We start from the raw sequence: 12,561 nt of genomic DNA on the forward strand, positions 1-12,561 counted from the left end.
GAAGTTATGATTTTGCTTCTCCGTAATACCATATATATATTGAATATATAAGCATAGCAATAACACCTATTATAAGTATAATATTCAATTTAATGATAAACATAGACAAAAGAGTGTTTGTCAATCCATGAAAAACACTACAAGCAAATATGCATTTCGTTTTTTTGTAAATTGTCGCTAGCCAAAAACTGAGTATAATAGCTAATACTAAAAACAAGGTAAACGGCATATTTTGTTGAGATGACCCATTTATAAACCAAAGCGGTATATGCCAAATCCCCCACACTGTGCCTGTAATAATGGCGGATATCGGAAAATTCAATTGTTGCTCTAATAAAGGCTGCATTACTCCTCTCCAACCTAATTCTTCTTCACCACCATATATAAATGTTGCTTGTAGAAAAATTAAAGGTATTAAATACATCTTTAATGCAGCATTAAATTCTCTTGAAGATAAACTTATTGTCAGTATTTCAAAAACAGAAAATAGAAACAGATAGTTCAATGATTTTTTCCTGTGTTCAAAAATGAATTTTACTATAGATTTAATCGTATTTTTTTCTTCCAATACAAACAAAGTTGCTATCGCTGGTCCGAAGCCTCCTATAATATGCAGAATAGTACCTAAAGGATGGGAAAATGGAACAATATTGAGACTTGTTAACGCAGCAAGCCCACACCATGCTATCCAAGAAATAAGGAATGTAATGATAAGAAATTTTGCCAGCCTCTTAGAATTCATTTTAGTATAACTCCTTCTCAACTTCTCCGTTCCAATTATGGCAAGTAACAGAACAATGTATTTAATCCTTTATCAATTTACTTGCCAAGTGATAAACCTGTTTGATTTCTTTGCTATCCAAAGACCAAGTCTCTACTTCTTTACGAATAAAATCCGGAAATTTCTTACTGATATCTCGTAAAGCATTGCCCACGGATTTTCGGACATATTCACTGGGATCCGCTTTTAAAGCGTCTAATCGCTGAATGAATTCTTCCGTCATAAGGACAACTTATCCCAATCCTGCACGGATTCTATTACCGGAATCCAACTGTCTATTTCAAATTTTTCTTCTGTCCATGGCTCCGCATAGCCGTCAAGAATAAGCACCCCATTGCATTTTATATGGGCTTTTGCCTCTGCTATATCTAAGACTTCTATCCTGTATTCAATTAGCGGTTCGTTTTCATAAATATAAAAGGAATCTTCACGCTCTTCACTTTCCTCTACTGTCTTTACTGAAAATGTAGTCCCCACCAATTCCTTTACATCACTCTTATCGGTATCTATGGGATTGATACAGATAGAAGGGGAAATCTCATTTCCCTCAAAATCCCCGGGCTTAAACCCAATGTCTACAGCCCACGAGGCACTTTCCTCTTGGTCTGCTTTAAAGAACATGAGGCAGCTTCTTCTGTCTCCCCAATCCTCTTGAAATATAAAATCTTTTATTTTTAACATCTTGTGCTCCCCTACAAACTGGAAGTTATCAGTTTGTAAATCTCAATAAGTATCCATTAGGATCTTGAATCAAGAACTCCATCTGTATTTCTTCTATTCCGTTAACCAGATATACACTTTTGGTCAGTTTTTTGTAAATCTCTAATTTTTTACTTTTCACTAATGTATATAGGTTTTCAATATCATCAACTGTTATGGAAAAATTTATTCCTCTTCCTAAAGGATAGATTAATTCCCCTGTGTTCCACCCTTCATCATGAATTTGTTCAAACATAAACTGACTATCTTGAAAAGACATAAAAACAAATTTCTCTTCCTGTCGTTCGTACTCTATTTTAAATCCTAATTCTTCGTAAAAATTTTTAGTTTGAAGAATATCAAAAACTGATAATTCAGGAATCAAATTATTAAAATCCATACCAGCTTCTCCTAAAATTCTAATTTTTCTACACCGCTTTTATCCTATCATTTATCAATTCGATAAACGCTATCACTGTTGCTCCTATCATAGGAAGTCCTCATCTTCACAAGGGATTTCGGCATAAAAAACATACCATCATCTGAAGCAATACTTTTGGGAAACTTATTGAGAAAATACTCATAAATTCTTTCGAAGGCATAACGTAAAAAAAACAAGACCAAAAACAGGCATGCAATATTGATTTGATGTTAGCGGTGAACCTGAGCGGAGTAAATCTGCCGACTCCCATAATTCACTCTCCAGCTTTCTGATATTAATCATTTCTTTTTACTCCTATCTATCCTGTTTTCAGGCAGCTCTTTCGTTACGTCGCTAATCAACTTTCCAAAATCAATTGCATTTTGAGAGGTAATAACTGCTTTTCCGGTATGCTCCTCAATTTCTTTTCTCGCGTTTCCGGCAATCTTACCACCGTCTCTTGCAGCTTGCCTATTCTCTTCTAATCCATAGGGATTTGTCGCATTAGTAATATCCTTTGTAGCCGCTTCTGCAAGCATATTTAATATTAACTCGGTACTGCTCATATTATCCCTAAGATTTTGCTTTTTCAATCCTTTGAAGTCTTTGTATTCTCTTGTTGTCATACCGCTCCAAGCCTTAGATATTTCATTTGTGAGTATGGCATATTCTTTGCCCTCTTCTACCCCATGGTCTTGCCAAGTATCAGTCAGTTCTTTTCTTACTTGAATGGCTTGTAATCTCTGATTAATCCATTCTCTGGAATATCCCTTCTGCGCATAGGTCTCCAACGCTCTATCTATCGTTAACTCCGGATCGATAATCTCATCTATTCTTTCTTTTCCAACTTCTGCCAACCACATCTTAAAGGGTTCTGCCTTGGGAGATGGTACGGATTGAATAATGCGGAAAATCCCCTGCATATTGGCTACATCCGTTTGCCTCATTTTTCCGTCTGAGGCTTTCATTTTCAACTGGCTACAAATTGTAGCCAGTTCATTGCCTTCCTTTTTCAGCCTTACTTTAAACACGCTCCAATATTTTCTTGGATTTTCACTTTCTGTAAGAATCCCTAAAATATCAATAATTGAAAAATACCACTCTTCCTTTTCCTCGTTCCAAATTGAGCGAATCCGGTTCCCTTCAAAGATTTTAATTTCGTCGTACATATCAAGACCTCCTGTTTTACTATGAACTATTGAACTAGTCAAAAAATCTAATGATTTATGCTGACAGATGTCATCATAGATGGTCTCTCAACTAATTTTCCTAGCGAAAAGAAAAAAATTTTTGATGTATTTAGCTTTTATCAAATTTAAATTACCAAGATAAATTCGTATTATAAAGTGATTATATTAAGGCATAATCATGTATTGAATTTCCCTATTTAAATCCTTTATTTACTTAAAAGTCCAAAGAACCTCTCTCAAACAAATAACAGATTTTCATTTTAACATTGTCATGAGCTTAAAAACACCTCTTTCCGTAAAGTCTCAAGGTAAATATTGAAATTACCACGCCTACCCTTATTCAAGATTCATATCACTTGCCCTGAAAGTTCTCCTATGTCATATGATATGAGCTGACTTAGATTCTTTCCTTTAAAGGAAGCTCGGGGAATTGGAGGCAGTTACATTCCATAATGACCGCTATTCCATGCTCATTTTCTTTTTCTACTCCCGTCTCCGTAAAACCACATTTTCTCCAAAAGTTCCTGCTTTGCATATTTCCTTTCATATAGGCCAGCCTTACTTTTTTATAACCTTCACTTTTCCATGTAGTTAAAGCCTCTGCAATAATAGCGCTCCCTTTCCCTTTTCCGGACTCTTTACTGTCCATCATAAACAAACCGATGAAAATCGTATCTTTTTCCGGAAAGGAGAGAATAAAGTCCATAATGGCAATTAAGCTGTCATTTTCAAAAAAGCCAATATAGAATTTATCCTCATGGCTTTTCCCCTCCGGTAATGCTTTTAAATCATTCAGCACCGTTTCCCTACATGGCTTTGGTGGACAATACAAAAAATACAGGGGATTGCTATTCTCCAGTTTCAAAATCCCGGAGACATCCTCTTCCCCCATTTTTTTAATTTTGTATTTTGTAGACAGTTGGCTGATATTCAGCATACTTCTTTCGGACATTTCTACTTTACCTCATTATGCACGTATGATCTTAATTCTTCTTGATAACTTTACTTGCCAAGTGATAAACCTGTTTTATCTCTTTACTATCCAAAGACCAGCTCTCTACTTCTTTACGAATAAAATCCGGAAATTTCTTACTGATATCTCGTAAAGCATTGCCCACGGACTTTCGTACATATTCACTGGGATCCTCTTTTAAAGCAGCTAAGTGCCGAATGGCTTCTTCCGGGTGGTCTTTAAAATAGGCTCTGCTTGTCCAGATTCTTAGCCCTTCCGTAACGGCTCTTCGGGCGTTCGGCTCAGGACTTTGTAGCCATTCCGTAATCGTAGGGAGGGCTTTTTCCATTCCGATTTTTTTACAATAGGTATCAAAGGACTTCGCTAAAATCTCCTGCACTCTCCAGTTCTCATCCTTTGTAATTTCTTCCTTCATAAAATGGAGGATTTCTTCATCCTCAGATAAGTAGCCAAAAAGAAATACCCCATACATTCTCACTTGATAAACAGGAGATTGATAAGCTGCAAATGCCAAAGTCTTGCAATAAGCAAAATCATGAGATTGAAAATCCTGTAAAGCTCTACTTTCTTCCGGCTTGAAACCATTTTCTACCGAAGATAATTCCTGTTCTAATGCGGCAATATATTCCTTCAAATCCACTCACCTCCTTAAGAGATTTTGCTCTGCCCTTTTCTATTTTGCACTGACAAATCTCACTCAAAAAGCTCCGTCAATTCTGTTTATCTTCTTTTTCCGTTTTCATCAAAATTTTTCTTTAATTCGCTTTCGGTTGGAACTATCGCTCCGATTAAGGGGAGCATCTGCAACATCGTGATAATACCGCCAACCGTCCCCACGGTTCCCGGTCCTTTCCCAAACACAATGGCTATGGCAATCACGGAGAGAGGGGCTGAAATCAGTCCACAAAGATACCATACTTTCCCAAAATATTGATTCGCAAATCTCCATGTTTCCTCATTCATCATTGACCTTTTTGTTCGGTATCCGTATACATAATTAATTTCTTTCGGTGTTTTCCTGAAAAGTAGCCACCCGAAGAAAATCATAGTTAACGGAATAAGTAAAACCATAATGAGCATGAATATCCAGAATCCCATTTGAAATTCCTCCATTACTTTTACTTCTAAAGCATTGATTCAGCCTCAGTTATATTTATAACATTTTCCATGTACTCATAAAATTTCTTGTGTAATTCTCTCATTTCATCCGGTGCATTTATCGAATGTTGATACATGAACTTTTCGCCGAAAGTACTTCTATATACAAACGACATAATAAAAGTCAATATCGGCAGCGGCACAAACAAAAAAATATTCATTTTCCATGGGGATAACTTGCCGCAGTTTTTCCTCACAAATTGGAGGTTTCGTTTTAGAGCTTTTGCTACCTTACGCATAATCTTTTGTTCATAACCGGTTTTTGCGGGATTATCCGCTTCATAATATGCATCTGCAATAGGAACTACCATTGCAAGATGACAAAGCTGCCAAATGTGCATATCTTTCACTATCTGATATGGAATAGACGATTGCTTAAAAATCAAAGAAAGGCGTCTTACTCTATCCGTTCTCATTCCGGAAATCTCTGCAAAAGTAGTCGGTTGAATGATTTTCGGAGTAAGCGAGGCATCCAATACATCATCCTTAATCCTTCCTCCTGCGCCCGGAAATGCCGGAAGGATTTTGCCTTTCCCACAAATCTTCTCCCATTCATTGTAGTCATCCATAGAATTTGTCATTGTTACAATGCATTTGCTTTTATTGGTTTTCAGTTCCTCAAGTGCCTGATATAACTGATTTTCTCTGACTGTCAAGAATATAAAATCGTATTCGTCATCATCTTTGAGTTCAGACAATACAGAAACATTTGCTTTTGTAAGTTTTTCTCTTTTCAAATAAAGAAGCCCCTTTTTCTTGAGCGTTTCCAGTCTGGCTCCTCTTGCATAAACAGTAGTATCAAAACCCGCTTCGGCAAAAAGCGAGGCATACAGCGAGCCTATCACTCCCGGACCAAATATGAGTAATCTCACTTACAGACTCCTTTCTGTCCCATACAAGATATCCGCCCATCATGGATTTTATGGCAATATCACCTGATACGGGAAAGGCCTCACGAACAAATCCAATTTCAAAGTCTATAATAACACGGTGAATCCTCCTTTTGCCACCGTGCTCAAAGCAAGTAATCGTAAATTTCCACCGAGTTCCAGCATAAAAAAGGAAATGGCGGCTTGAAATAGTTTCATTTTAACCTTCTCCTTCACACTAATTGGCAATCTTCCAAATAGTTGCTTTATTTTTCATGCTTATCAAGGTTTTATACAAACCTCCCTGCTTCATCAGTCCTTCATGATTTCCTCGTTGTTCTATTTTCCCGTTATGTAAAACTAAAATCTGATCGGCGTTTCGTATGGTAGAAAGCCTATGAGCAATCATAATAATGGTCTTATTCTTTGTCAGTTCTTCAATGGCAGCCTTTAGCTTATCTTCATTTTCCGGATCAATATTTGCTGTGGCTTCGTCAAAAATGACAATCGGGGCATCTTTTAACATAGCTCTGGCAATGGAAATTCTCTGTTTTTGTCCTCCGGAAAGAGTGGCTCCGCCTTCTCCAATCAACGTATCGTAACCATTTGGCAAGGCTTCTATAAAATCATGACACATCGCCTTTTTAGCAGCTTCTATGACCTCTTCTCTTGTGGCACTTGGCACACCGAACTTGATATTATTTTCAATCGTATCCTCAAAGAGATATACATTCTGGAATACCATAGCGATATGACTCATCAGATTGGGCAGGGTATACTCTTTAATGTTTTTGCCTCCCATTAAGATTTCTCCTGCGTTTACATCCCAAAATCTTGCAATCAGATTGCAAAAGGTCGTCTTTCCGCTTCCGGACGGACCAACAATGGCGGTCATAGTGTTCTTCTTCATCTCACAGGAAATATGATCTAAAATTGTCTTTTCATCATAAGCGAAAGAAACATCTTTAAATTCAATATCCGGGTGACGGATTGGGCTTGTTTCAGCTCCTTCTTTTATTTCCGGAATCTTTTCCAAATATTTCAAGCTGTCGATGGAGTTCTCTGCAATTCTCAGTATCGCCATAGAGCTTCCTGCCGCTTTAATTCCTTCAAAAATAATAAATCCGGCAATCATAGACATAATCGCATCTGCCAAAAGCATATCTCCTTCAATGTAATACTTGGCAGATAAAATAATAATAGCGGCAATACTGATTCCAAGAACAATTCGCTGTAAGGCGATATATGGCGTCATGGTTTTTTCCAGTTTCATTGTAATATTGCAGTTTTCTTCAAACGCATTACTCAGTTCTTTATTATTCTTGCCGCCTAAATTGTATGATTTAATCACCTGCATTCCTTGTACGGTTTCCAGTACCTGTTTTGTCAAATGTGTTTGAGCAATACCGATTTCGCTTGCATTTTCTCTTGACTTTTTTTCCATAAAACAGGTGACCATAAAAAATGCAAAGATACCCAAAAATGCGGTAATTCCTACCATTATGTGCAAATAAAATAAGGCTAAGGCAAAGACGAAAGTATTGAGTAATCCGCCTAAAACAAGCACAAGTAACATTGGTACCTGCATTTCAATCTGGCTGAGAATGGTGGTACTCATTGTTGTAATCTTTCCTAAACTGAATTCACTGAAAAATCCCATCGGTACTCTTTTCAGCTTGTTTCCGATACGGATTCTTTTATCCGCCGCCATAAAATAGCCGGCATGCGTTTGCTCCAGTTGAGATATATATTGTGTAATAATCTTTCCGACTAAGCTGACAAGAAGAATCCCTAAGACAATGGCTATATCCTTCATGGAAAGAGTTTCGTCAAATATTTTAACGAGAACATAATACACACCGCCCATTTGCATTGCATTAAATGCCGCACAAAGGAAACCGACAATAATGGACTTTTGTATATTCGGCTGTTCCTTTTCCGCAAAGTTCCATATTTTCTTAAATACTGTAATCATAACGCTACTCCCTTCCCGCAGCTTTCCATAAAGAGGAATAGACTTTTGACGTTTCTAAAAGTTCCTCATGCTGTCCACAACTTTCAATCTTCCCGTTTTCGACCACAAATATTTTATCTGCATTGACAATGGTTCTAAGCCTATGTGCAATTAAAATCAATGTTTTTCCTTTCACCAAATTACTGATGGCTTCCTGCACAATGCTTTCGTTTTCGGTATCCATATAGGAGGTGGCTTCATCTAAAATAACGATCGGTGCATTTTTCAGCATGGCTCTTGCGATAGAAATTCGTTGCTTTTCTCCTCCGGACAAATGTCCTCCGCCTTCTCCCACAATCGTGTCATACCCGGCGGATAACTCTCGGATAAATTCATCACAACCGGATAATTTTGCCATTTCCTCTACTTCCTTATCACTTGCCGACGGTTTTCCGATTCTTATATTTTCTCTGACAGACATATCAAATAGATAGTTGTCCTGTGATACATAAGAGATGGTTTCGGATAACTGTTCCAGCGGAATCTCTTTGATGTTTTTTCCCCCGATACTTACTTCTCCGGCATCTGCATTCCAAAAACCTGCGATCAGCTTTGTAATGGTTGACTTTCCGCCTCCTGACGGACCGACAAATGCCGTTACCTGATGTTCCCCAATCGTCAAACTGACCCCTTCTAATACTTTCTTATCTTCCGAATAGGAAAAATCCACATTTTTCAGTTCAATATCACTACCGGATAACGAAACATTCTCTTTCCCATGCTCAAGATCAGGGGCATCCAAAATCAATCCGATTTCCTTTGTAATCGTTCCTATTCTGGACAGATCATCCATATAATTGGTCGCCGTCAATATATTTTCCACCGTTCCAAAAGAAAGTACAATGATGGTTATAAAAGTCGCTATTGTTAAGGAACCATTTAAATAGAAATAAACTCCTAACGGCAGGATTGTAAGCAAGGACATAGGTGAAATTTTTCTGTATGCAGATACACCAATCATCGTTTCTTTCATCCAATGATAATAAAATGCCGCATTTTCATGGACTGCTTCACTGTATTTCTGGTAGGAAGTTTCGCTTTGATTGAACATCTTGATGACCTCAATTCCACCAATGTATTCCACCACTGCGTTATTCATTTTCTGATTGATTTCCACCGATTGCTGATACTTTTTCCCATAAGATGCCATCACCGATTTCATACAGAACATTCCAATCACAAGAGGAATCAAGGAAGCAAGTGCCAATCGCCAATCCAAAATAAACATATAAATCATCAAGAGAATCGGGGCAATGATATTGGCAGTCATTTCAGGAATAATATGTGCTAAGGTTGTTTCCATGGAATCCACCTGATCCACAATAATATTCTTGAGCTTACCGGAAGAAATATTCATAACCTTTCCAAGGGGCATCCGAAACAGTTTTTTAGAAATTTCTTCCCTTATCTTTTTTAAGGAATAAAACGTTGCCTGATGCGATATGGAAGTGGAAGCCGCCGCAAAGATTTCTTTCAAGACCATTGCAGCTAATATCATAAGACCGTATTGCAAATAAAATCCGAATTCTGTGTTTTTTCCAATCAGTCCTACAATCATTTTTGCTAATACGATATATGCGGCAAGACCGGATACCACTCCTAAAACTGCCAATAGAACGGATTGAATGTAAGTGTTCCTATATTCTTTTACATACTGTTTGATTAAATTCATAATCTGAATCCTCCTCTTATACCAAAAAATTTATCCTATGGAAGCAAATAAAAAATCCGATATTTCAGCTTCATTTCCTTTTACAGCTATCTTTTTATAAGTCTTGTCATCCAGCATCAGCACCGTATTACACACCTCAAAGAGAAGTTCTAAATCATGGGTAATAATAACCACCGGTCTCTTGGCGGCATATCTTCTTATCATAGCTCCTATTTCTTTCATTCTCTTATAATCAAGCCCTGAAGTCGGCTCGTCCAATATAATGATTTTTCTTTCACTTAAAAAGGCAGTAGCAAGTGCAAGCCTTTGCTTTTGCCCACCGGAAAGTTCTTGTGGGTGATCCATTTTTTTATCCCACAAATCAATCGCATGAATATAGGTAGTGACTTCTTTTAAGTATTCACTATCTTTCACTTTATTTTTAGGAATCAGTTCATTTTCCACCGTATCAAAAAAAATTTGATAATCCACATCCTGCATCATATAGTATGATTGCTTCAATCTTTCTTTCGTTGTTTTTCCATAGCTTATTTTCCCTTTATTTTTAATTAAACCCGCTAAAGTTCTTCCTAACGTTGTTTTTCCAATTCCATTTTCCCCGATGATTGCCATGATTTCTCCATAATGAAGATCAAAAGAAAGATTCTTTATGAGTTCCTGTTTTCGTATATCAATATTTAAATCTACGATCTCGGCAACCTTTTCTTGCTCTTCATCCGAGTTTTGTGCTTTCAAAGACTGATAACGGATTGCTCGCAATCCATATTTTTTACAGTCATCCTCTGTGAGTTCTCCTTGAGAAAACACCCTCTCGATTGTCCCGTCTTTCATATAGATTAACCGGTCATATAAATCATTCAAAAAAAACAATCGATGTTCCGCAATAATAATCGCCTTTCCCATTTCTTTTAAAGTGCGGACAATATCTCTAAACTGAGCAATCCCTTGATAATCCAAATTGGAGGAAGGCTCGTCAAAGAAAATAATTTTGGTATCATATAGCAAGGTAGAAGCGATTGCCACTTTTTGTTTTTGTCCGCCGGAAAGTTCTGAAAGTTTCTTTTCCATCAAATTAGAAATCCCCATTTTTTCAAAGGCTTCTTTTGTTTTTTGCTTTAATTCCTCAAGGGGCATTCCTAAGTTTTCTCCGACAAAGGCGACTTCTTCTTCCGCAATGGTAGCAAAAAACTGATCCGATGGATTTTGAAATACATTGCCGATATATTTTGCAAGCTCACCTTTTTCGTAATCCAGCAAATTTTTATCAAATAATTTTACTTCTCCGTCTAAATCACCCTCATAGTGATTGGGAATTAAGCCATTTAATATTCTTGTCAAAGTCGTTTTTCCACATCCTGAAAGTCCTGTTATAACAATCAATTCACCCGGCTCAACACTTAAACTTAAATTTTTTAAGATAATCTCTTTGCTGTTTTTATACTTAAATTGGTTGATTTTGACTTCTAAAATTTTCATTCACAATCCTCTGCATCTAAAACAATCTCCACACTAAATAAAAAGCAACAACCAAACAAATCAAGTCAAAAATATTATATTTAGTTGGATTGTAACTTGTTTTTTTTATTTCATACTCTGCACCTTTTGAAATAATGGAAGATGTTAAAGTTTCGCTTACATGAAGACACTTATACATCAATGGAATAAGATAAAGTTCAAATGAACGGACAGGATGTACGAGGCTTATTCTTAAGTCCCTTACTTTCATACCATTTCGTATTTCTTTAATCCTTATTTCCATCTCACTCATAAATCTGAGTCCCGTAGTAATACTAAGGTTAAAGTCATTTGGAATTCCAATTTTCCTTAAGGAACTCATTATTGTAAGTGGAGATAAAGAAATCAGTATCCTACCTAAAACAAAAATAGGAAAAAGTTTTATTCCAATTAAAAGTAAAGCTATAAAAGATGCCACTCCAAGTCTATAAGGAAGTTTCTCCAACAAATGCAAAAGCAATAAAAGAAATAGGTACTTTACAGACATACTAAGAAATGCTTTTTTTGAATGCGTTAGTAACAAAATAAATGAAACGGACATCATAATGTAATAGCCAAGTTTATCAGTAATAAAAAGTGTAATGGAAAATGAAACGATGAGGATAAACAAAACTATACTATTTACTATGCAAGTCTCTTTTACTGTGTTTTTTTGCATCAAAGTATCCCTTTCTCTTTTCTTTTTTCAAAAAATTTATTATTGATATACATTCCGAACAAACCAGCCAAAGTGACCAAAACAATATTTACAATAATTGAAATCAACATTGCTTTAGGTGTAAAAAATGTGTACATATATTGAGCTTGCTCCGGAGAAAAAACAGTAAATACTTCCACTAATTTTTCAGGACCTAAAACTTTAACAAAGGTCATAGCATGCATTGAAATGATAAACATTCCTGTTGCAATAGCCGCTGCAATTCGTTTATCATTTTCATAATTTCCTATGATAAGTTCAGCCACAATGCCCGCTACTAAATTTATAATAAGCATCGGCCAATATCCCATTAGTGACCAAAAAACAGACAACAACATAAAAAAGATAAAAGCAGAAGGTTTTTTCTTGACTTTTTTTGCCATTACAACAAAGGGTGGAGCAATTACAAGTGCAGAAAAGCCGCTTGCAACATAAAGAGAAACGGTTCCCAACATTCCTGTTCCCATTGATACAGCCATACCTAAAACAAAAGCAATAACTGTAAATACAGTGATTTGAATAATGTCTTTTAACTTCATAATAAACTTCCCTCCTAAATTCCAGTTCTATAT

14 protein-coding genes and 1 pseudogene are annotated in these 12,561 nt (G+C 36.4%); all 15 read right to left on the minus strand.

Annotated elements, in window-relative coordinates; translation table 11 throughout:
- Positions 1-4 precede the first annotated feature (4 nt).
- The 15 genes and pseudogenes from HMPREF9624_RS09585 to HMPREF9624_RS09650 all read right to left on the minus strand — a co-directional run bounded on the left by HMPREF9624_RS09585 (position 5) and on the right by HMPREF9624_RS09650 (position 12,528).
- The gene (locus tag HMPREF9624_RS09585; protein ID WP_009537560.1) at positions 5-742 is read right to left on the minus strand and encodes a CPBP family intramembrane glutamic endopeptidase; all 738 of its coding nucleotides are present in this window, start codon (positions 740-742) and stop codon (positions 5-7) included.
- Between the two features lie 61 nt (positions 743-803).
- A pseudogene (locus HMPREF9624_RS09590) lies at positions 804-995 on the minus strand (phosphomethylpyrimidine kinase); the annotation flags it as partial.
- A 5-nt stretch (positions 996-1,000) separates the two neighbouring features.
- Positions 1,001-1,462 carry a hypothetical protein gene (locus tag HMPREF9624_RS09595; RefSeq protein ID WP_009537562.1) on the minus strand — a complete coding sequence of 154 codons (462 nt, stop codon included), beginning with the start codon at positions 1,460-1,462 and terminating at the stop codon, positions 1,001-1,003.
- Between the two features lie 28 nt (positions 1,463-1,490).
- Complete coding sequence (locus HMPREF9624_RS09600; RefSeq protein ID WP_009537563.1) at positions 1,491-1,880, minus strand: bleomycin resistance protein; 390 nt, start codon at positions 1,878-1,880, stop codon at positions 1,491-1,493.
- Positions 1,881-1,927: 47 nt separating this feature from the next.
- A complete protein-coding gene (locus tag HMPREF9624_RS12320) occupies positions 1,928-2,104 on the minus strand; it encodes an N-6 DNA methylase (protein ID WP_334290522.1) in 177 nt (58 codons plus the stop codon).
- A gap of 96 nt (positions 2,105-2,200) precedes the next feature.
- Entirely contained in the window at positions 2,201-3,070 is an 870-nt protein-coding gene (locus HMPREF9624_RS09605) for a BRO family protein (RefSeq protein WP_009537565.1), read from the minus strand.
- A 418-nt stretch (positions 3,071-3,488) separates the two neighbouring features.
- A complete protein-coding gene (locus HMPREF9624_RS09610; protein ID WP_009537566.1) occupies positions 3,489-4,043 on the minus strand; it encodes a GNAT family N-acetyltransferase in 555 nt (184 codons plus the stop codon).
- A gap of 31 nt (positions 4,044-4,074) precedes the next feature.
- The gene (locus tag HMPREF9624_RS09615) at positions 4,075-4,698 is read right to left on the minus strand and encodes a DNA alkylation repair protein (RefSeq protein WP_009537567.1); all 624 of its coding nucleotides are present in this window, start codon (positions 4,696-4,698) and stop codon (positions 4,075-4,077) included.
- 86 nt (positions 4,699-4,784) lie between these two features.
- On the minus strand, positions 4,785-5,162 hold the full coding sequence (locus HMPREF9624_RS09620) for an SdpI family protein (protein WP_009537568.1): 378 nt from the start codon (positions 5,160-5,162) through the stop codon (positions 4,785-4,787).
- A 26-nt stretch (positions 5,163-5,188) separates the two neighbouring features.
- On the minus strand, positions 5,189-6,094 hold the full coding sequence (locus tag HMPREF9624_RS09625; RefSeq protein WP_009537569.1) for a ketopantoate reductase family protein: 906 nt from the start codon (positions 6,092-6,094) through the stop codon (positions 5,189-5,191).
- A 235-nt stretch (positions 6,095-6,329) separates the two neighbouring features.
- Positions 6,330-8,066: an ABC transporter ATP-binding protein gene (locus tag HMPREF9624_RS09630; RefSeq protein WP_009537571.1), complete on the minus strand. Its 1,737-nt coding sequence runs from the start codon at positions 8,064-8,066 to the stop codon at positions 6,330-6,332.
- A gap of 4 nt (positions 8,067-8,070) precedes the next feature.
- Complete coding sequence (locus tag HMPREF9624_RS09635) at positions 8,071-9,777, minus strand: ABC transporter ATP-binding protein (RefSeq protein ID WP_009537572.1); 1,707 nt, start codon at positions 9,775-9,777, stop codon at positions 8,071-8,073.
- Between the two features lie 30 nt (positions 9,778-9,807).
- Positions 9,808-11,253 (minus strand): ABC transporter ATP-binding protein, encoded by a 1,446-nt coding sequence (locus HMPREF9624_RS09640; RefSeq protein ID WP_009537573.1) that lies wholly within the window; start codon positions 11,251-11,253, stop codon positions 9,808-9,810.
- A gap of 16 nt (positions 11,254-11,269) precedes the next feature.
- Complete coding sequence (locus HMPREF9624_RS09645; RefSeq protein WP_009537574.1) at positions 11,270-11,950, minus strand: energy-coupling factor transporter transmembrane component T; 681 nt, start codon at positions 11,948-11,950, stop codon at positions 11,270-11,272.
- Positions 11,950-12,528, minus strand: coding sequence for an MptD family putative ECF transporter S component (locus HMPREF9624_RS09650; protein ID WP_009537575.1), 579 nt, complete (start codon positions 12,526-12,528; stop codon positions 11,950-11,952). Before HMPREF9624_RS09650 ends, HMPREF9624_RS09645 begins: the two co-directional genes overlap by 1 nt.
- Positions 12,529-12,561: the final 33 nt, after the last annotated feature.

This window comes from Oribacterium asaccharolyticum ACB7 (genome assembly GCF_000238075.1).
Classification (GTDB): Bacteria; Bacillota; Clostridia; order Lachnospirales; family Lachnospiraceae; genus Oribacterium; species Oribacterium asaccharolyticum.